Consider the following 20,397-nt stretch of genomic DNA (forward strand, 5'->3'; position numbering starts at 1 on the left):
TCGGCACGCGCCCCGGCCCGTCCCTGTGCCCGTCGCGGACACGGCTGTCAGGTCAGCCTGCGGGCACCGTGTCCTGGAAGGTCGTGCCCGCCGTGCGGTAGGCGGCGAGCTTCGCGCTCACCTGGGCCGGGCTGAGCACCTGGTCCTTGACGTGCAGGACGTAGTCGACCTGCTGGTCGTACGCGCGCGGCGTGGTGCTCGTCTGGCCCGCGAGGTCGATCAGCCATTGGTTGAAGTAGATCCCCATCGGCCGCTCGGGCAGGTACCTGGCGTCGTGGGTACCGAAGAGCTGTCCGTCCAGGTAGTACTTGATGCTGGTGTTGTCGATGGTGAACACGAGGTCGTGCCAGCCGGCGTGGCTGACGCGGGACTCGGTGTGCTGGTTGACGGCCTCCCACGGGTCGGGGCGGTAGGTCTCCCACGAGGTGGTGTAGAGGATGTTGGACGGCTCGCCCCAGCCGCCGTTGGGCAGGTACTCGAAGTCGTACTCCGCGTAGTCGTCCGCCATCGGGGCCGTGAGGTCGTTGAGCGCGAAGAACGTCTGCACCAGGCGGTCGCCGTCGGGTCCTCCGGCCTTCGGCACGTCGGAGAACCTCACCCTGGCCGCGTAGGTGCCGTTCTTGAACTTCATGGACTTGGTGAGGAGTTCGGTGTGCTCGGTGGACGCGCCGGTACCCGCCGTCGAGGTCTCCAGGTTCATGATGGAGTTGCCGCCGGCCGAGGCGAAGGTGATGTTCTCTGGGGCCCAGGTGGCGCCCGGCACTCCGGGGCCACCGGAGTTGGAGCGCACGCTCCAGCCGTTCGCGGAGATCCTCGGGTCGGTGTGGCTCGTGTAGTTGAAGTCGTCGAAGAGCGCGGCCCCGCTGCCCGGCGGGTCGGTGGGGTCCGGGTCGGGGTCCGGGGCGCCGCCCCCGGGGCGGTGCCCCACACCGCGCTGCCGCCGAGGGTCGCGGTCACCTTCGACCAGTCGCCGTAGGAGGACTGTCCCGCGCCGAACGAGTAGTCGTCGCTCTGCCTCAGGGTCTGCCAGCTGGACTGGTGGAAGCGCAGCTGCATGTCGCCGGTGTCGGCGCCCGCCGCGAGCGATCCCGCGCCCGCGGTGAAGCCGATCTCCAGATAGCGGTCGGCGGTGGCGGTCGGGCGGGCGAGCGTGCCGAACGTACCGGTGATGTTGGCGCAGCCCTCGACCGCCCAGGAGCAGGCGAAGCGGTACGTGGCGCCAGGCGCGTCGGCCTTGAAGTAGTAGCGGACCTTGACGTCGCTCAGCCGTACCGCACCTGAGCTGGTGTTCTTCACCTTGAGCCAGGGCTCGCTCTGGTCGGCGGTGGCGCCGGACGCGCTGGTCCGGTACTGGACGGTGAGGCCGTCCGCCGCCGCGCTGGCGGTGGCCGGCAGCGCGGCGAGTCCCACGGTGCACAGGCTCGCTGCGACGGTGGTGGCCGCTGCGGTACGTATGCGGTTCTTCGTGCGGTCTCTCATCAGTGCGTGTTCCTTCCGGGAACGGTGGGGGTGCTCCGACGGGGTGGTGCGGTTCGTGCGGCCGCGGCCGTGAGGGGCCGCGGGGACAGGGGGCGGTAGTTGACTCCGAGTGCGTCGAGCCGGGCGGTGTGCGACCGCAGCCGGACCGTGAAGTCCTCCCAGTCCTCGGCGCCCGACCAGGTGCGGTCGGCCAGCGCGCAGACCCTGGGGTAGGTGAGGTACTCGATGTGGTCCGGTGTGGTGGCGAACTCGGTCCACAGCTGGGCCTGTGCGCCCAGGACCCGCGCGGCCGCCGCCGGCTCCCACCCCGTCGGCACGGGCTCATGGGCGTGTACGGCGCGCAGGTCGACGATGGCGCCGGGCTGGGCCGGCGGTTCGCCGGGGAACTCGGACTGGGCGTAGTCGAGGTAGGTGGAGAGGTAGTGGGCGGTGACGACGTCGTTGCCGCGCCTGGCGGCGTCGAGCGCGTGGGCCGGGTCGCGCCAGGACATCACGGTGAACTCCGGCGGGAGTTCGGTCCCGGTCTCGGCCCAGCCGGCCGGCGTACGCCCGTGTCCGGCGAGGAACGCGCCGATCCGTGCCATGAACCAGCCGTGCAGTGCCCCGGGCCCCGCCAGGCCCTCGGCGGCGACGCGGGCGCGGGCGGCCGGGCTGCGCTCCCACTCGGTGGTGGGGCACTCGTCCCCGCCGACGTGGATGTACGGCGAGTCGAAGACGTCCATCACCTCTTCGAGCACCGTGCGGCAGAAGTCGAGGACCCGGTCGTCGTGGACGCCGAGCACGGTGTCGCACACTCCCCACCGGGTCCAGACGTCGAGTCTGCGCCCGGGGTCGTCGCCCAGCTCGGGGTAGGCGGCGATGGCGGCCCGCGCGTGCCCGGGCATCTCGATCTCGGGCACCACGGTGACGCCGCGCGCGGCCGCGTACGCCACGAGACCGACCAGCTCCGCCCGGGTGTACGAACCGCCGTGCGGGCGCCCGTCGTACGCTTCGCTGCCCGCCGCCCCCGTCATCGACCGCGCCCGGTGGCCGCCGATCTCGGTGAGCTTCGGATACGCGGCGACGGGCATCCGCCAGCCCTGGTCGTCGGTGAGGTGCAGGTGCAGCACGTTGAGCTTGTGCAGCGCGAGCAGGTCGACGTAGCGGCGCAGGAACGAGACCGGCTGGAAGTGCCGGGCGACGTCGAGCATGACTCCGCGCCAGGAGTGGCGCGGCACGTCCGTGATCTCGGCGCAGGGCAGCTGCCAGGCGCGGCCCGGTGACGGATGCGCCGGCAGGGCGGCCGCGGGCAGGAGTTGGCGCACGGTCTGGATGCCGCGGAGCAGCCCGGTGAGGTGTGCGGCGCGCAGCCGCACGGCGTGCGGGTCGATGGTGAGCCCGTATCCCTCCGTGCCGAGGCCGCCGAGCTGCGGGTCGAGGGCGAGGACGAACTGACCGGTGGGCGACTCGGGCAGTGGCAGTCCGGTGGCCGGGGCCAGGAGGGTGCGGAGCAGTCCGGCGGCGGCCTCGGCTCCGGGGGTCGCGCGTACGGCGGTGTCACCGTCGAGCGTGAAGTGGCCGGGCCGCGGCGTGAGCTTGGTGGGGCGGGGAACGAGGTGGAAGTCGGGGCGTAGTGCGGGCACGGGTCGGCCTCCGGGGCGGGGTCGCATGGGGTCCGTGGGCTCGGGACGGGGTCGCTGGGCGTCAGCCCTTCACGGCGCCGGCGGCGAAGCCGGAGGTCACATGGCGCTGGAGCAGCAGGAAGATCACCAGGGCGGGCAGCGCGAAGAGCGTGGAGGCCGCCATGGTGGCGCCCCAGTCGGTGCCGAAGGTGTTCTGGAAGGAGGAGAGCCACACCGGCAGGGTCCGGTTGTCCTGCTGCTTGATGATCAGGAAGTTGGCGTAGGCGAACTCGTTCCAGGCGGTGATGTAGCCGAAAAGCGAGGTCGCCATCAGACCGGGCGCCAGCAGCGGGAAGGCCACGTGCCGGAAGGCGCCGGCCCGGGTGCAGCCGTCGACCTGCGCGGCCTCCTCGAGTTCCGGCGGGATGGTGGCGATGAAGCCGCGCAGGACCACGATGGTGAACGGCAGCGTGATCATGAAGTAGACGAGGGTGAGCGTCGGCAGCCGGTCGAGCATGTCGGTGTCGCGGGAGATGATGTAGATGGGGATGATCAGCGACTCCCAGGGCGCCATCTGCGCCACGAAGACCATCAGCATGAACTGACTGCGGCCCCTCCACTGCAGCCGGGCCACCGCGAAGGCCGCGGCGAGTGCGACGAGCAGCGCCAGGAGTACGGCCGAGAGCGTCACCAGGATGCTGTTGCGCCAGAAGAGACCGAAGCCGTCAGCCTCCACCGCCTTGCGGAAGTGGTCGAGTGTCCAGGTGTAGGGGATCAGTCGCGGGCGGTCGGACTGGATGTCGCGGGACGGCTTGAACGCGGTGGAGATCATCCAGTAGACGGGGAAGAGGCAGACGAGCACCGTGACCGCGGCGGCGGCGTTCAGCGGTATCCGGCGGATGCGCGGGCGGGTCACGGTCACTTCAGCTCGTCCTCCTGCTTGAACATCTGACGGAAGTAGAGGACGAGTACGCCGGACATCAGGACCACCGTGACCATGGACGCGGCGGAGCCGAGGTCGTAGCGCTGGCTGGAGAGGGCCGTCTGGACCGCGTACACCGGCAGGATCGTGGTGGCGTCGCCGGGGCCGCCGCGAGTCATGACCCAGATCTGTACGAACGCCTTGAACGTCCAGATGACTTCGAGGGAGAGGACCAGCATGAAGATCGGCCGGATCATCGGGAAGGTGATGGCGGTGAAGATCTTCCGGTCGGTGGCGCCGTCGAGGCGGGCCGACTCGTACAGCTCGGCGGGGACGGTAGTCAGCGCGGAGTACAGGGTGACGGCGGCGAAGGGCACGGACTGCCAGACGATCAGCGTCACCAGGATGGCGAAGGCCGCCGGGCCGTTGGCGAACCACGGGTAGCGGTCGAACGACTCGAAGCCGATGCCGGTCAGCAGCCAGTTGACGATGCCGAACTCGGAGTGGAAGAGCCACTGGAAGACCGTGGTGGCGGCGACGACCGGCATCGCCCAGGCCAGTACGAGCGCGCTCAGCACCGCGGTACGGCCGAACCTGCCGAGCCGCTCGACCATCACAGCGACCAGGGTGGAGATCACCAGGATCAGCACCACGCACAGGACCATGAAGACGAACGTGCGCCGTACGACCTCCCAGAAGCGGGGATCGCCCAGCAACGTCTCGTAGTTCCTGAGCCCCACGAACTCGGCTTCACCCATGATGAGTTGGCGGAGCCCGAAGTCCTGGAGGGAGATCAGCACGGCGCGCAGCAGCGGATAGACGAGCAGATAGACCATGCCGGCGACGGCGGGTGCGATCAGGACGTACGGCCAGAGGCCGCGCCGTGCGGGCCGCGCGCGCCCGGGCGGCAGCGGGGCGAGGGGGGTGAGCGGCCCGGTGGAGGCGGCCCGCTCCTTGACGCCTCGCACGTCAGGAACCGGAGTTCATCGCGCGGGTGATCTCCTCGGAGGCTTTGGCGCCCTCGCGCCTGGGGTCGCCGCCGGTCAGCACGGCCGTCATGTAGTCCTTGATCGGGTTCTCGGCCTCGACGGCGGCCCAGCCGGGGGTGTTGGGCGTGGCATGGCCGTTCGCCGCGCCGACGGCCATCGCGGAGGCGCCCGGATCGGCGGCCACCGCACCGGCCAGCGTCGTCTTGTTCGGTACGTAGCTCATGGCGACCGCGAGCTTCTTCTGCCACTCGTCGCCCGTGAGTTCCTTGATGAAGGTGACGGCCGCCTCGTGGTTTCCGGCGACCGTGGGCACGACCAGGTCGGAGCCGCCCGTGAAGACCGCGCCGGGGGTGTCGGCGGTCTTGCCGGGGATGGGGAAGAAACCGAGCTTGTCCTTGAGGGCGGGGTTGTTCTCGATGACGGCCTTGGCGCCGCCGGGACTGGAGATGACCTGGGCCACCTTCCCGGTGGCCATCACCTCGGCCTGCGGGGGCTCGGCCTCGTCGGAGTCCTTCGGCCCCTTGCCGAGGGCCTGCAACCGCGCGTAGAACTCCATGCCGCGGACCGCCTCGGGGGTGTCGAGAGCGCCCTTCCACGTGCCGCCGGACTCGGTGGCGAAATCGCCGCCCTCGTCCCAGATGAAGCCGCCGAGCGCGTACCACATCTGCCCCGGCAGGTAGATGCCCTGGTTGCCGCCCTTGTCGAGCTTCTCGGTGGCCTCGATCCACTGGTCACGGGTCTTGACGGCCTTGGCGTCGATACCGGCCTGCTCGAAGAGGTCGGTGCGGTAGATGACGACGCGATTGGCCGCGTAGTACGGAATCCCGTACTGCTTGCCCTCGTACGCGCCCGGCTCGGCCAGGCCCTTCAGCCAGTCCTCACCGCCCATCTCCTCCACCCGGTCGCTGAGGTCCAGCAGCCCGCCGCTCTCGGCGAACTGGGCGACCTGGGTGTTGCCCGTCTCGATGACGTCCGGTGCGTCGTTGCTGGCCAGGGCCGCCGTGACCTTCTGGCCGATGCCGTCCCACTCCTGGATCTGGACCTTGACCTCGATGTCGGGGTGGGCCGCCTCGAAGCCCTTGACGAACTCGGCCTGGAACTCGGCCGAGACGCTGTCGCGCATCAGCCAGACGTCGATGGTCGTCCCCCCGCCGCCGGATCCGCCGTCGGAGTCGCCTGAGGAACTGCAGGCACTGAGGCCGGTGGTCATCACCAGCGCGGACACAGCCGCAAGCACACGGAACTTCACGGTTCACCTCTGAGAGACAGGACCCGACATCAGGACCGGACGAGACCCGAGGACTTGACCAGTGGGACCCACTGGACAGGTGACCTCTTGGTGAGGGATGAAGTTGGCATAGACCACTGTTGCCGTCAAGGGGCCTTGCAGCAAGGGGAATTCACGGCTCACCGGCCGGACCGCGCTTGACCGGCGGCCCGGTTGTGGGCGATAACTGGGAAACTGGTCAACACCAACCGGTCACGAAGGGCAGTGAATGAACGCCGACACCGACGCTCAGGGAGCGGTGCTCAAGCGCGAGCGGGTCCGCGAGGTCATCCTGGAACTGATCGAGTCGCGGCGGCCCGGTGACGCCATCCCCTCGGAGCGCTCGCTCTGCGCGCGGCTCGGCGTGTCACGGCCCACCCTGCGCGCCGCCGTCGACGAGCTGGTCGCCGCGGGGCTGCTCGTGCGCGAACACGGCCGCGGCATGTTCGTGGCCCCCGAGAAGATCACCCAGGAGCTCGTCTCCGGCCACCAGACCCTCAGCGTGCCGCAGGCCGCCGGCACCTGGTCGAGCCGGCTGCTCGAATTCACCACCCTCCAGTCCGGCGCCCGGGTGGGCCGCAAGCTGCGGATGTCCCCCGCGGCCGAGATCGTCTACATCGCCCGCCTGCGTCTCGTCGACGGCGCCCCGATCGCCATCGAGCACCTGCACATCCCGGCCCTGCTCGTCCCCGGCCTGACCCCGCAGGAGCTGGAGAGCGGCGACCTCTACGACCATCTGCGCGACCAGCACGCGGTGCACGTCCGTGAGGCGGTCCAGGCCATCGAGCCCACCGTCGTCACCCAGGCCGAGGCCGCGCTGCTCGACGTGCCGGAACTCTCCCCCGCACTGCTCTTCGAGCGGCTGACCACCGACTCCCAGGGGCGGCCGGTGGAGTACGTCCACTCGATCTACCGGGGCGACCGCTACCGCATCGTCTCCCGGCTCACCCTCGGCTCGCACCCGCCCGGCGGCCCCGCCGCGGCCCAGCAACCACACGGCGGCCACCACCCCGGGATACCGCCTGGCGACTTCGCGCACCGGGACCCGATCGCCTCCTCCACCCACGGGGACATCCAGTCGGAGCGCTGACGCGCCTGCGGTCCGTGCGGTGATCCGGACGCCCGCCGGCGGTGCGGCGGGGGCTGATCACCGGGCTGACCGGCACGCCGTCGCCCGTCCGTGATCACCTAACGAGAGATTGCCGGGTACGCTCCGGTAGCGTCAAGGCATGAGTCATCCCCATCCCGAGCTGAAAACTGCCCCGCCACTGCCCAAGGGAGGGCTCAGGGTCACCGCCCTGGGCGGCCTGGGTGAGATCGGCCGCAACATGACGGTCTTCGAGCACGCGGGCAAACTGCTGATTGTCGACTGCGGAGTGCTCTTCCCCGAGGAGAACCAACCGGGGGTCGATGTCATCCTCCCGGACTTCACCTCGATCCGGGACCGCCTGGACGACATCGTGGCCGTCGTACTGACCCACGGCCACGAGGACCACATCGGCGGCGTCCCCTACCTGCTGCGCGAACGGGCGGACATCCCCGTCGTCGGCTCGAAACTGACCCTGGCGTTCCTGGAGGCCAAGCTCAAGGAGCACAACATCAGGCCGCGGACGGTCCGGGTCCGCGAGGGCGACCGCCGGAGCTTCGGCCCCTTCGACTGCGAGTTCATCGCCGTCAACCACTCCATCCCGGACGGGCTGGCGGTCGCCATCCGTACCGCCGCGGGCATGGTCCTGCACACCGGCGACTTCAAGATGGACCAGTTCCCGCTGGACGATCGCATCACCGACCTGCGCGCCTTCGCCCGGCTCGGCGAGGAGGGGGTCGACCTCTTCCTCACCGACTCGACCAACGCCGAGGTGCCGGGCTTCACCACGTCCGAGCGCGAGCTGAACCCCGCGATCGAACAGGTCCTGCGCACCGCTCCGCGCCGGGTCATCGTCTCCAGCTTCGCCAGCCACGTACACCGTATCCAGCAGGTACTGGACGCCGCCCACCAGCACGGCCGCAAGGTCGCGTTCGTGGGCAGGTCGATGGTCCGCAACATGGGCATCGCCCGGGAACTGGGCTACCTCAAGGTCCCCTCCGGTCTCGTGGTCAGCACCAGGGAACTGGAGAAGCTGCCGGACAACAAGATCACCCTGATCTGCACCGGCTCGCAGGGAGAGCCGATGGCCGCGCTCTCGCGCATGGCCAACCGCGACCACATGATCCGCATCGGCAAGGGCGACACCGTCCTGCTCGCCAGCTCCCTGATCCCGGGCAACGAGAACGCCATCTACCGGGTCATCAACGGGCTGACCCGATGGGGCGCCCATGTCGTCCACAAGGGCAACGCGAAGGTGCACGTCTCCGGACACGCCAGTGCGGGAGAGCTCGTCTACTGCTACAACATCGTCAAGCCCCGCAACGTCATGCCGGTGCACGGCGAGTGGCGCCACCTGCGCGCCAACGGTGACCTGGCCATCCGTACCGGGGTCGACCCCGACCGGGTCATCATCGCCGAGGACGGAGTCGTCGTCGACCTCGTCAAGGGCCGTGCCTCGATCACCGGCAAGGTACCCGCGGGCAACGTCTACGTGGACGGCATGACGGTCGGCGGTGCCACCGAAGCCTCCCTGAAGGACCGTGTCACCCTCGCCGAGGAGGGCGTGGTCACCGTGGTGGCGCTCGTCGACGCCGACACGGGCGCCCTCGCGGAGCCTCCGGACTTCCTCGCCAGGGGCTTCGTCCACGACGACGCGACCTTCGAACCGGTCGTCACCGTGATCGAGAAGACCCTGGCCAAGGCGGCCGAGGAAGGCGTCGGGGACGCGCGCCAGCTGGAGCAGCTCATCGCCCGTGCCGTCGCGGCCTGGGCCTTCCGGACCCACCGCCGCAAGCCGCTCATCATCCCGGTCGTCATCGACGCCTGACCGGGTCGCACCCGGAGTCCGGCCGGTCGTCATCCCCGCCTGGTCCGGCCGGACCAGGAGACAGAAGAAGGAAACCGAGAGGTGAACGGATGAGCGTGCGTTTCCAGGAGCTCGACTGGCGCCCGACGCCCATGGGTGACATCAGCCTGCGCCGTCGCCGGGACCCCGCGTCGGGCGTCGACGTGCACGAGGTGAAGCTCGGGGACGAGTTCCTCATGTCCAGCCTCTTCACGGCGGGCGAGATCGCCCTCACCCGGCTCGGTCTGGCCGGCGTGACAGGCGGTGAGCTGGACGTCGCCGTGGGCGGTCTCGGCCTCGGGTACACCGCCCGGGCGGCCCTGGACGACGCACGCGTGCGGTCGCTCGTCGTCATCGACGCGCTGGCCGCGGTGATCGAGTGGCACGAGCGGGGGCTGGTCCCGCTGGGCAGTGGCCTGGCGTCCGATCCCCGCTGCCGCCTGGTACACGGCGACTTCTTCGCGATGGCAGCAGAATCCCGCCTGGATCCGCGGGATCCGGACCACCGGTTCGACGCGATCCTGCTGGACGTCGACCACTCGCCACGCCACGTGCTGCACCCCAGTCACGCGGCGCTCTACCGCCCTGCCGGGCTGCGCGCCCTGGCCGGCTGCCTCCGTCCCGGCGGTGTCTTCGCCCTGTGGTCGAACGACCCGCCGGACGAGGAGTTCGTCTCCGTACTCGCAGGCGTCTTCGCCACGGCCGAGGCACACGTCGTGGAGTTCGACAACACACTCCAGGGCGGGACCGCGACGAACACCGTCTACGTGGCCGCGGAGAGGGCGGGCAACTGAGGGCTCGGCCTCGCTGTTTCCCCCGGGGTGCGGCCCTCCAGCCGCTCCCCACCCGAAACGGCGAGGCCGAGTGGGCTCCGCGCGGGAGCTGGCCCCTCACCGGTCCTCCGGCGCCGCACCCGGTGGCCGGAGCAGACCACGACGGCTGCGCGGTGACCTGGGCGCACCGTAACGGCAACCCGGTGGCAGCGGGCTGCCGTTACGGTGCGCAAGGACCGGAGGGTGACGCCCTAGGTGGCGGGGCCGCCCGTCAGTCTCCTCTCCCAGAACACTTCGTCGCGCCATGCGCCCTCGGCGTAGAAGTGGTCATGGGCGATGCCCCAGGGGCTGAATCCGTGCTTGCGCAGGACCGCCTGGGACGCGAGGTTCTCCAGTTGGGTGTGTGCCTCAAGCCGATGCAGCTTCAGCTCGTCCTCGGCGATCCGCAGCACGAGGCCGACCGCACGGCTCGTGTGCCCGCGGCCCTGGTGGAGGGAGGAGACCCAGTAGCCGAGGAATCCCTTCTGGAACGGGCCGCGCAGGATCGAGCTGATGCCGACCTGCCCGATGACGGCCCCCTCACAGACCACGACGCCCGGCCACGCGAGCCCCTGGTCATGGGAGGCCAGCAGGGATTCGATGACCGCCGCCTGCCCCTGGGGCGTGTAGAACTCCGCGGGTTGCGCGGGCAGCCATCGCGCGTAGGCATGCCGGTCCCGGGCGCGCAGGCCGGCGAGTGCGGGTCCGTCCGAGGGCTCGATCAGGCGGATCGATGTGGGACTCACGGGTGCTCCGCCCGTCCTGTCAGCTGCGGTGGCCGGTCGCGCGGCAGTCCTGAGGGGCGGGCCCGGTGACCGCATCGAGGCTGACGCCGTCGCGCTCACCGTACTCCGTCACCGGGCTCCGCCCGCAGTCGCGGACGCTTCGGCGGCCGGCAGTTCGCTGGTGCACGTGCTGCGCCCGAAGGACCCCGACGCGGTGGCACGTTGCACGTGCCTGCCCCGGACCGCGAGTGTGCAGCTGGCCTCGCCGCCCTTCTCGCCGAGGGTGACGTTGATGACCGGAGAGGTACCGAGCGGTACGTCGACCGTCTTCTTCCACGGCAGTTCGGCGTCGTTCACGACGCTCGCGCGGCCGTCCTCACCGTCTCCGCGGTAGGAGATGTCGGCCGCGCCCTCGCCGACCACTTCGTAGGTGACGGCGGCGGTGGGTACGGCGGATTCCTTCCCGGCCCGGTCGCTGCCGGTGTCGAGGATTCCGTACGTGACGAAGGCACCGCAGGCGAGCAGCAGCGCCACGGCCACGGCGATGCCACGGCGGTCGGTGCTCCGGGACGCCTTCCCGGCTGCTTCCGGGGTTTCGGGTTCTTCCGGGTGCTCCGACTGTTCCGGACGGCCCGGCTGTTCCGGCTGTTCCGGGTTGGTGGGTTCCTGCGGTGTGGGCATGGCCGCGCTTTCGGTCGAGGCGAGTTCGCCTGGGTTATACACCATGGGAATCGACCCGTGCCAGGGAACGGAAGAAGCGGGCAAATCGGGGTGCGCTCTCTTTTCCGACTTACCGCAGGAAGAGCCGATTACCCCGAAATACGAACTCTCTTGACCGGGGCTTCAGTGATCGACTAGACAGCCTCCGACCTTGATCAACACGTCTCCGGTGAGGCCGCCTTTCCCGCGCGTACTGCGGGGGCGGCCTGTTCACCATGCCTGGATGCGGACCGGTCGGGTCGGTCTTTTCGCGTGACCGGCAGGGGATTCCCCCGCCGGCACGTCGGTGAAGGGAATGGCGTGAAAGTCAGATTCGGGCGGGCTCTGTCCTGCCTAGTGGTATCGGCGGTCGCCTCCACCATGATGCCTCAAGTCGCCTATGCGGCTGAGGTTTCCGGTGAGAACGGCGACGGAATCGTCGATGCCGTCAAGGGCTGGTTCTCCGGCGACGAAAGTGCTGAGAACCGGCCGGAGTGGCCGTCGACCGGCGGGCATCCTGTCCTGGCCAGCCGGGAGAAGCTGCCGGTGGGGAAGGCCGCCGGGAAGGCGAAGCGGATCGCGGAGCTGACAGAGCGGCGAACGGCGAACGAGCGGTTCTGGCGGTTGTCGGACGGCCGGGTGCAGGCCGAGGTGTCGGTGACACCGACGGGTTACCGGTCGGGGAAGTCGTTCAAGGACATCGACCCCACGGTCCGGCCGACCGATGCCAGGGGCTTCGTCCTGGCGAACACGACGAACGCGGCGCGCAGCTGGTTCGGGTCGGACGCGGAGCGGTTGCTGCGGTTCGAGGCCGGGGGTCACACGGTGACGCTGGGCCTGGAGGGTGCGGGCAAGCTGGCCCCGGTGGCCGAGGGCGACACCGTGACGTACAAGGACGCGGTCGGCGGCGCTGACCTGTCGTACGTGGTGGGTGCGGGTCGGGTGAAGGAGAACATCGTCCTGCCCGTACGGCCCGCGGCCCCGGTGTCGTTCACGTTCACTCTGGACTCGGGCGGTCTGACGCCGAAGGCAGGCAAGGACGGTTCCGTCGGCTTCTACGGTGAGGCACCGGACCCGGTGCTGGTGATCCCCCCGGCGTTCATGACGGACGCGGGGAAGGACGCGAAGGCCGCGTACGGGACGGGTTACAGCCCGGCTGTGGAGCAGAGGCTCACCAGGGCGGGCAAGGACTGGAAGCTGACGGTCGTACCGGACGCGAAGTGGCTGGCCGCGAAGGAGCGGCAGTACCCGGTGACGGTCGATCCGACGATCACGATCGCGCCGACGCCGACTTCGGCGCGCGACGTGATGATCTCCTCGGACGGTCCGGCGTCGAACTACGACGACAACTGGCGTCTGTCGGTCGGCAACACCAGCACGGGGTCGTCCCGTGCCCTGATCCGCTTCCCGCTGGGGACGGTCCCGCCGGGCACGAAGCTGGATTCGGCCGATCTGAGGCTGTACTACGACCAGACGCACACCACGGGCGATACCGAGGTGCAGCTGGAGGCGCACCGGGCCACGCAGGAGTGGACCGAGGAGGGTGCGACGTGGAACAACGCGAACGCGCTGACCGGTGAGCTCTCCGGCACCTCGGTGGTGGTGGATGACGGTGACGCCGGGCTCACCGCGGCGGTGGGCGCATGGCCCGCATCCGGGAACACCGCCTACACGCAGTACGCCAGGAATCTGGATTACCTCTACAACAAGGACACGGTCGCCGGGGACAGCTACAGCTGGCAGCCGACGCTGCCGGAGGACGGTGACTACCAGGTCGAGGCGCACTACGTTCCGGCTGCCGACCGCGCCGCCAACGCCCCGTACACCGTGACGTACAGCGGGGGAAGCAAGACGTACGCGGTCAACCAGCAGGCCGGTACGGGTGGTGTGTGGAAGACGCTGGGGACGCATCCGTTCAAGGCGGGCACCCTGGGCAAGGTCGTCCTGGGTGACGGCCCCGCCTCCGCCTCCACCACCGTCCTGGCGGACGCGGTGCGGTTCACGAAGGGGGGTGTGGTCACCAAGAAGCCCGGTGAGCTCAACACCTGGCACTCCTTCCCCGTGACCAGGACCGTCCAGTCGTGGGTCGACGGCACGAACACCAACAACGGGTTCGTCATCAAGGCCGGGGACGAGAGTGCCAACGGCCCCAAGGGCGGACCGCGTTACCAGGGCAGTGAGTTCGGGTACGCGGGCGAGTCCGCGACCTATCCGAAGCTGGTGCTGACCTACGGCCGCCAGGGCGTCGACCTCACCACCCCGACCACGATCCATGACACGGGTGCGGAGCTGAACTGGTCGCCCTACACCGACCCCTCGGCCGCGAACACCGCGGACGATCTGGTCGAGTACCAGGTCCACCGCTCGATCAACCAGACGTTCACCCCGTCCGCCGCGACGATGGTGTCCCCGGTCGCCCCCGGCACCACGTCGTTCACCGACACCACCGCGACGCCGACGAAGGCGGACGACGCGGACCCGTTCGGCCGCGCGTACTACTACATGGTCGCGGTGAAGACCAAGGACCGCCAGGTCATCGGCGCCCCGACCCAGCTGGTGAGGCTCCCCAAGGCCGGGCGTACGACGAAGGTCCTGGCCGCTGACGCGGACACCACCCTCTCCTCCGCCGAACCCGCCCTCGCCCACGACACCCTGTCCGAGGGCGGCCCGCAGACATGGATCTCGGCCGGCAACAACTCCCTCACCTACGGTGACACCCGCGCCCTGGTGCGCTTCCCCAAGCTGGGCATCCCCGCCACCGCCCGCGTACTGGACGCGACCGTACGGCTGTGGGGCACCCAGACCAGTCAGGACGCGGCCGGCGCCGTCTACGAACTGCGCCCTCTGACACGGGACTTCGACGAAACGGCGACCTGGGCCAAGGCGAACGCGGCCACGGCCTGGACGGCCCCGGGTGGTGATGTCGGCGCGGTGGTGTCCGACAACGGGTCCAAGACCAACGACCCCGCCCGCCACGACTGGAACGTCACGTCCCTGGCCCAGTCCTGGGTGAACACCCCGGCGTCCCAGAAGGGCGTCGCCATCAGGATGGCCGACGAGACGGCGAAGCAGGAACGCACCCTGTTCCTGTCCTCCGAAGGCGCCGAACCGAAGCTCCACCCCAGAATCGTCGTCACCTATATCGACTCGACGACGGCTTCGACGTACTTCGCGCCGCAGACTCCGGCCCGGATGACGCCGAACACCACGTACACGGTCGCCTTCGACCTGACCAACACCACCACGACCACGTGGAAGGCCACCGACCAGGTCCTCACCTACAAGTGGGCGCTCCCGGACGGCACCGACGTCACCAACGGCGGCAACCAGATCCGGACCGCCCTGCCCCGCGACGTGGCACCCGGTGACTCCGTCAGCCTCCAGGCGCAGGTCAAGACCCCGATCAACTCCGACTCGGGCAACAAGCGCACCGACTACGCCCTGACCTGGGACGTCTTCGACAAGACGACCAGTACCTGGGTCTCCGGCACCGCCGGCGTCCCGGGCCTGAAGCAGAACGTGGCGGTCGAGGACCCGACCTCCAACCAGCTCGGCCTGGAGAAGTTCTCCTCGTACGCGGGCAAGAACACCGGCGCCGGCTCCACGGTCATGAACAACACGGCCTCCGGCAACAGCGTCTGGTCCTACAACGCCTTCTCCAACCCCGGACGCGGACTCACCACGTTCGCCCGCTTCTCCTACAACTCCCTCGACACCTCCGACACCGTCCTCGGCGCGGGCTGGTCGGGCCAGGCAGCGGGGCCCATCCGGCTCGGCGCGCCACTTGAGCTCCATCCCAAGCCCCACCCCACCGAGATCAAGCTCCCGGACGGCGACGGCACCACGCACGTCTTCGCCAAGCAGTCCGACGGCAGCTGGAAGGCTCCGGCAGGCGTCCACTACAAGCTGGAGGCCAAGCCCGGGCTGGACTGCACGCCGCTGAAGGACCCGATACCCGACGCCTGGACGATGACCCGTCCCGACGGCACCCGGTTCCTGTTCGGCTGCGACGGCTACATGACGTCGATCATCGACAAGAACGGCAACACGCAGACCTACACCTACGAAGAGCGCAAGTCGAACAACAAGCCCACCAAGTTCCTCAAGTACATCACCGACCCGGCGGGCCGCCAGAGCCTCACCGTCGAGTACTACACCAAGGGCGAGGCCGGCCCCAAGGCCGACGACCACGTCAAGTCGATGACCGACATCTCCGGCCGCAGGATCACCTTCGGCTACTCCGACAAGGGCCTGCTCACCCAGCTCACCGACGGCGCGGGCTCGGCCCAGCCCAAGGTGTTCGGCTTCGAGTACGACGCGACGCAGGGCAACAAGAACGTCAAGCTGGTCAAGGTCACCGACCCGCGGGGCAAGAGCACGGGCCTGTCGTACCACTTCCCGAAGGAGGGCGACGACCCGAAGTACCACTGGTGGACCCAGACGATCACCGACCGTCTGCAGAACACGACGAGATTCGCCTACGCCCCCGACGCCGCCAACCCCAAGTTCACGCACGCCAGGGTCACCGACGCCGAGAACCGCGCGACGGACTACGTGACGGACGACTTCGGCCGTCCCGTACTGACGACCAACGCCAAGGCGCAGACGGTCGAGCTCGGCTGGGACGCCGACAACAACGTCACGTACCTGGAGGAGAACAACGGCGCCAGGACGGCGTTCTGTTACGACCAGAGGACGGGCTATCCCCTCTGGCAGCGTGACGCCGAGAACAACAAGGCCGGCGTGCCGGCGGCTAGCGACTGCGCGCCCGGTGTCTACCCGGCCAACGCGCAGAAGTACGAGTACCGGCCCGGTCCTGACGGCTTCTCCGCCCACCTGTACCGGAAGACGTCTCCGGAAGGCCGCACCTGGCAGTTCGGCTACGACACCTTCGGCAATCTGACCACGCTCACCGACCCGAAGGGCCTCGCGACCGCCGCGGTACCGGACGACTACACCACCAGGCACGAGTACGACACCTACGGCCAGCCCACGCGGACGACCGATGCCAACGGCAACGCGTCGACCAGCAGTCTGTTCGGCCCCACCGGTCACCCGGAGAGGACGACCGACGCGCTGAACAACGCGACCTCGTACGTCTACGACGAGCGCGGCCAGGTCACCCGGGTCACCGACGCGCTGGGCAAGAGGACCACGCAGAGCTACGACGTCTACGGGCGGCCGATGGTCAGCACGGCGCCCAAGGACCAGGCCGCCGGTGTCCTCCTCACGACTCCGGCCCCGGTCTTCGACGCCAACGACAACGTCACCACCGTCACGGCTCCGCACGGCGCGGTCTCCACAGCGGTGTACGACGCGGCGGACCAGGTGATCGCCGGGACCGCCCCGAGGGATTCGGCGACCGCTCCCGAGCGGACGACCACCTACACCTACGACAGGACCGGGCATCTCCGGACGACCACCGAGCCCAAGGGCACCTCGACCACAGCGGACCCGAACGACTACACCACGACCCACCACTACGACGAGATCTACCAGCTGACCTCGGTGGTCAACGCGGTGGGTCACAAGGTCTCGTACGAGTACGACAACGTCGGCAACCCGGTCACGGTCATCGACCCGAAGAAGAACGCGACCGCCGACACCACCGACCACACGAGCAGGACCGCCTACGACCTGAACCACCGGGTCACGACGGTCACCGACGCGCTGGGCAAGACCACCTCCAGCAGGTACGACAAGGACTCGCTCGTCGTCGCCACGAAGGACGTCGACAACAACGAGACGCTGGTCACCTACGACGAGCGCGGCGCGAAGACGCAGGTCCGGACTCCGCACACCGGCACCGGCCCCGTCACCTACCGGACGACGAAGTACGAGTACGACCAGGTCGGCAACGCCACCAAGGTGATCACCCCGCGCGGCGCCGACACGGCCGCCGCGGACGACTTCACCGCCCGTACCGAGTACGACAAGCTCAACCGGCCGGTCAAGCAGTACCAGCCGTACGACCCGGCGGACTCCCGGTACAACAGCCCGAACGTCTACACCCAGACCTTCTACGACGAGGTCGGCAGGGTCTCCACGACCTCCGCACCGCCGTCCGAGGGCCAGACGGTCCGCAACGACGCCAGGTTCACCTACTTCGACAACGGGTGGACGAAGTCCACGACCGATCCGTGGGACATCGTCACCACCTACGACTACAACGACATCGGTGCGCAGACCTCCCGGACCATCACCTCGGCAGGAGGCTCCTCGTCGCGCACGATGGGGTGGAGCTACCACCCCAACGGCAAGCTGAAGTCGAAGACCGACGACGGTGTGCCGGTGGGCAGCGCGGTCGTCCTCGTCGACAACTCCGACCACCAGAACACCAGCTCCACAGGTACCTGGACCAAGCGGAGCACCACCGGTCAGCAGGGCTACGACCACCAGGCGCACGCCGCGGGCACGGGAACGGACGCGTTCACCTGGACGCTGAACATCCCGAGGACCGGGAGCTACACCGCCTACGTCAAGTTCCCGCAGGCGACGGGGGCCGCGACGGCCGCCAAGTACACCGTCACGCACTCCGCGGGCACCACCGACAAGACGGTCGACCAGAACACGGCCGCCGGCACCTGGGTCCCGCTGGGCTCGTTCACCTTCTCCCAGGGCAACGCCGGCAAGCTCAGGCTGGCGCAGAACAGCGGCGGGACGGTCGCGGCCGACGCGGTCAAGCTGGTGCGTGACACCTCCGGTGAAACCGACACGGAGAAGCACACCTTCGGCTACGGCTACGACCTCAACGGCAACCTCACGTCGATCGACGACACCTCCTCCGGTGCCAGGATCGACGCCTACACCATCGCCTACACGGGCCTCAACCAGGTCCAGAAGATCACCGAGGCGCTGGCGGGCCAGGAGAAGAAGACCACCTCCTACACCTACGACGCCAACAGCCGGCCCGAGACGGTCCTGCACCCCGACCAGTTCTCCCGGTACACCTACGACCTCCGGGACCTGGTGAAGACGGTGTCGGTCGGCAGGACCGCGACCGACGCCGCGCCCAAGGTCACCTCGTACACCTACACGGACCGCGGCCAGCCGCTGCGCGAGACGAAGGCCAACTCCAACACGGTCGACCACACCTACTACCTGGACGGTGCGCTCAAGGCCCAGTACGAGAAGAAGCCCAACGGCACGCTCGTCTCCTCCCACGACTTCGCCTATGACGCCAACGGCAACAAGGCGCGGGACGTCACGCGGAAGATGAACGCCGACAACCACGCGGCGTACCTCGACTCCACCACCACCTACGCCTACGACCCCGCCGACCGGCTCTCGCAGTCGGTCAAGACGGGCAACGGGGCGGGCACCGACACCTACGTCCACGACGACAACGCGAACGTGGTCAGCCAGACGGTCAGGGGCACGTCCTCGACGTTCGCCTACGACCGCAACCGGCTGCTGACGTCGACGACGTCGGGGGCAGTGTCCACCTTCAACTACGACCCGTTCGGCCGCCAGGAGTCCGTCACCGCCGGTGGCCAGATCGTCTCGCGGAACGTGTACGACGGATTCGACCACGTCGTCGAGTCCCAGCAGCGCGACGGTTCGGGTGGAATGAAGTCCACCACCTACGCCTTCGACCCGATCGACCGCACGACGTCCAGGACAGTGGACGGCAAGACCACCGACTACAACTATCTGGGACTGTCGGGCGAGGTCCTCACCGAGGAGATCTCCGGACAGCTCACCAAGTCCTACCAGTACAGTCCGTGGGGTGAACGGCTGTCCCAGGTCAAGCACAACACGGACGGCACCGCCGAGGACGCCTACTACGGCTACAACAGCCGCACCGACGTCGAGACGCTGACGGACGCCGGCGGCAACACCAAGGCGACGTACGGGTACACCGCGTACGGCAGCGACGACTCGTCCGAGTTCACCGGTATCGACAAGCCGGATGCCGCGAACCCGGCGAAGGACCAGTACAACTCGTACCGGTACAACGCCAAGCGGTGGGACGCCGGGGCCGGCACCTACGACATGGGCTTCCGCGACTACAGCCCGGGGCTCAACCGCTTCACCACCCGGGACATGTTCAACGGCGCTCTGGCCGACATGGGTCTGGGCAGCGATCCCTTCACCGGCAACCGCTACGCCTTCACCGGGGGCAACCCCACCAGCAACGTGGAGCTCGACGGGCATCTCGCCTTCCTCGCCATCCTGGCGCCGGTGGTCGTGGTGGCCGCGGTCGTGGTCGTGGCGGCGGTGGTGGCCGCCGCGGTCACCACGGTCGTCGCCGATACGGTTGACCGGATCGAGGACGCCGTGGAGGACGCGGCGGAGGAGGACTCGGCGCCCGAGCCCGCTCCCAAGCCCTCGCCCAAGCCGCGAGGCACCGGTGACGGTGACGACGATGACGGCTCCGGCTGCGGGTGGGTCCAGCACGGCGCCCAGGACGCGGCCAACGGCGACCGCGCCACAGGTGTGAGCGCCTGCCTCGACAAGGACTACCTGTCCACCCACAAGGGTTCGGGGACCGACGTCAAGACGGTGGCCCCTCCGGGTTACAAGTGGGCGCAGCGCGTGGCGGGGCACCTCGGGGTGTCCCCGTCCAAGAACATCAACGCGTGCCATCTCCTCGGCAACCAGCTGAGCGGTTCGGGTACCGATCTGAACAACCTGGCCACCTGTGCCCGCGGCGCCAACGACTGGCAGACCGGCTCCGCCCAGGGGGCCAACAACATGAAGAACTACGAGAACCAGGTCGCGGAAGCGGTCAACGCCGGCGGTCAGGAGGTCATGTACTCGGTGACGGCTCACTACACTGGCGCCAGAACGGTTCCCAACGGTTTCACCATCACGGCCTACGGCACGAACCCGGACGGCACCCCAGGGATCCGCATCGACGAGTTCATACCGAACACCCTGAAGGGGAACAACCTCGGGATGTACAACCACCACACCACCGGCGCCCCCATTCCCACCGGGTCCATGCCGTGACGCCGCCGCGCAGAG

10 protein-coding genes and 1 pseudogene are annotated in these 20,397 nt (G+C 69.0%); 4 read left to right on the forward strand and 7 right to left on the reverse strand.

Annotated features, from left to right (window positions below):
* Positions 1 to 52: 52 nt before the first annotated feature.
* From Sfulv_RS01765 to Sfulv_RS01785, 5 genes and pseudogenes are all read right to left on the reverse strand, one after another.
* A pseudogene (locus Sfulv_RS01765) lies at positions 53 to 1,479 on the reverse strand (cellulose binding domain-containing protein).
* A complete protein-coding gene (locus Sfulv_RS01770) occupies positions 1,479 to 3,101 on the reverse strand; it encodes a beta-N-acetylhexosaminidase (RefSeq protein WP_173310615.1) in 1,623 nt (540 codons plus the stop codon). The pseudogene Sfulv_RS01765 and the gene Sfulv_RS01770 overlap by 1 nt, the downstream one beginning before the upstream one ends.
* Before the next feature lie 61 nt (positions 3,102 to 3,162).
* The gene (locus Sfulv_RS01775) at positions 3,163 to 4,002 is read right to left on the reverse strand and encodes a carbohydrate ABC transporter permease (RefSeq protein ID WP_173310617.1); all 840 of its coding nucleotides are present in this window, start codon (positions 4,000 to 4,002) and stop codon (positions 3,163 to 3,165) included.
* The gene (locus tag Sfulv_RS01780) at positions 3,999 to 4,970 is read right to left on the reverse strand and encodes a carbohydrate ABC transporter permease (protein ID WP_371874620.1); all 972 of its coding nucleotides are present in this window, start codon (positions 4,968 to 4,970) and stop codon (positions 3,999 to 4,001) included. Before Sfulv_RS01780 ends, Sfulv_RS01775 begins: the two co-directional genes overlap by 4 nt.
* A 1-nt stretch (position 4,971) precedes the next feature.
* Positions 4,972 to 6,240 carry an extracellular solute-binding protein gene (locus Sfulv_RS01785; RefSeq protein WP_173310619.1) on the reverse strand — a complete coding sequence of 423 codons (1,269 nt, stop codon included), beginning with the start codon at positions 6,238 to 6,240 and terminating at the stop codon, positions 4,972 to 4,974.
* A 247-nt stretch (positions 6,241 to 6,487) separates the two neighbouring features.
* On the opposite strand from Sfulv_RS01785, the gene Sfulv_RS01790 reads away from it, so the two are divergent.
* The 3 genes from Sfulv_RS01790 to Sfulv_RS01800 all read left to right on the forward strand — a co-directional run bounded on the left by Sfulv_RS01790 (position 6,488) and on the right by Sfulv_RS01800 (position 9,985).
* Complete coding sequence (locus Sfulv_RS01790) at positions 6,488 to 7,348, forward strand: GntR family transcriptional regulator (RefSeq protein WP_173310621.1); 861 nt, start codon at positions 6,488 to 6,490, stop codon at positions 7,346 to 7,348.
* A 139-nt stretch (positions 7,349 to 7,487) separates the two neighbouring features.
* Positions 7,488 to 9,173 (forward strand): ribonuclease J, encoded by a 1,686-nt coding sequence (locus tag Sfulv_RS01795; protein ID WP_173310623.1) that lies wholly within the window; start codon positions 7,488 to 7,490, stop codon positions 9,171 to 9,173.
* A gap of 89 nt (positions 9,174 to 9,262) precedes the next feature.
* Complete coding sequence (locus Sfulv_RS01800) at positions 9,263 to 9,985, forward strand: polyamine aminopropyltransferase (protein WP_173310626.1); 723 nt, start codon at positions 9,263 to 9,265, stop codon at positions 9,983 to 9,985.
* Between the two features lie 230 nt (positions 9,986 to 10,215).
* Here Sfulv_RS01800 and Sfulv_RS01805 read toward each other — a convergent pair whose 3' ends face one another.
* Positions 10,216 to 10,749 carry a GNAT family N-acetyltransferase gene (locus tag Sfulv_RS01805; protein WP_256668785.1) on the reverse strand — a complete coding sequence of 178 codons (534 nt, stop codon included), beginning with the start codon at positions 10,747 to 10,749 and terminating at the stop codon, positions 10,216 to 10,218.
* A 108-nt stretch (positions 10,750 to 10,857) separates the two neighbouring features.
* Positions 10,858 to 11,409 carry an MmpS family transport accessory protein gene (locus Sfulv_RS01810; RefSeq protein WP_246352976.1) on the reverse strand — a complete coding sequence of 184 codons (552 nt, stop codon included), beginning with the start codon at positions 11,407 to 11,409 and terminating at the stop codon, positions 10,858 to 10,860.
* Positions 11,410 to 11,808: 399 nt separating this feature from the next.
* Here Sfulv_RS01810 and Sfulv_RS01815 point away from each other — a divergent pair, with 399 nt between their 5' ends.
* Positions 11,809 to 20,382, forward strand: coding sequence for a golvesin C-terminal-like domain-containing protein (locus Sfulv_RS01815; protein ID WP_173310628.1), 8,574 nt, complete (start codon positions 11,809 to 11,811; stop codon positions 20,380 to 20,382).
* Positions 20,383 to 20,397: the final 15 nt, after the last annotated feature.

The sequence above is a fragment of the Streptomyces fulvorobeus genome (assembly GCF_013167895.1).
GTDB classification, from domain to species: domain Bacteria; phylum Actinomycetota; class Actinomycetes; order Streptomycetales; family Streptomycetaceae; genus Streptomyces; species Streptomyces fulvorobeus.

Excerpts from the sequence above, each read along its gene's own strand:
- Sfulv_RS01790 (WP_173310621.1), top strand. The coding sequence starts at position 6,488 with ATGAACGCCGACACCGACGCTCAGGGAGCGGTGCTCAAGCGCGAGCGG.
- Sfulv_RS01795 (WP_173310623.1), top strand. The coding sequence starts at position 7,488 with ATGAGTCATCCCCATCCCGAGCTGAAAACTGCCCCGCCACTGCCCAAG.
- Sfulv_RS01800 (WP_173310626.1), top strand. The coding sequence starts at position 9,263 with ATGAGCGTGCGTTTCCAGGAGCTCGACTGGCGCCCGACGCCCATGGGT.
- Sfulv_RS01810 (WP_246352976.1), bottom strand. The coding sequence starts at position 11,409 with ATGCCCACACCGCAGGAACCCACCAACCCGGAACAGCCGGAACAGCCG.
- Sfulv_RS01815 (WP_173310628.1), top strand. The coding sequence starts at position 11,809 with ATGATGCCTCAAGTCGCCTATGCGGCTGAGGTTTCCGGTGAGAACGGC.